This window comes from Brevibacillus fluminis, assembly GCF_003710825.1.
GTDB classification, from domain to species: domain Bacteria; phylum Bacillota; class Bacilli; order Brevibacillales; family Brevibacillaceae; genus Brevibacillus_D; species Brevibacillus_D fluminis.
Window position 1 is genome coordinate 1 of sequence record NZ_RHHQ01000057.1, and the last position, 573, is coordinate 573.

1 protein-coding gene is annotated in these 573 nt (G+C 58.1%); it reads left to right on the forward strand.

Features of this window, described 5'->3' with window-relative positions; all coding sequences use genetic code 11:
* Nucleotides 1-20: 20 nt before the first annotated feature.
* Nucleotides 21-573: aminoacetone oxidase family FAD-binding enzyme (locus EDM56_RS30845; protein ID WP_483995141.1), on the forward strand; the 553-nt coding region annotated here is incomplete at its 3' end.

Here is a 573-nt window from a genome sequence, read left to right on the forward strand (position 1 = left end):
GACAAAAAGGAATGAAGCACATGACATATGATGTACTGGTGATTGGCGGCGGTCCTGCCGGCTTGATGGCGGCCAACGCCGCTTCCGCGCAAGGCGCCCGCGTCTGCCTTGTGGAAAAAGGAAATAAGCTCGGACGCAAGCTGATCATTTCTGGCGGCGGCCGCTGCAATGTGACCAACGCCAAGGAGCTGCCCGAGCTGATCAAACAAATGCCGGGGAACGGCCGCTTTCTACACAGCGCCTTCGCCCAGTTCAACAATCAGGATATTGTCCGTTTTTTTGAGGAGCTCGGCGTCGCGCTGAAAGAAGAAGACCGCGGCCGCATGTTTCCTGTAACGGACAAGGCGATTACGGTGGCACAAGCTTTGATCGATGTCTTGAAACGGCAAGGGGTCGAGATTCGACTGCAAGCGCCGGTCCGCCAGCTTATCGTGGAAGATGGGGTATGCCGGGGTGCCGTTTTGCAAACAGGCGAAACCATTTCAGCTGCAAGCGTCATCGTCGCGGTCGGCGGCTGCTCCGTTCCGCAAACCGGTTCGACCGGTGACGGCTATCGTTGGGCTGAAGCGGCGG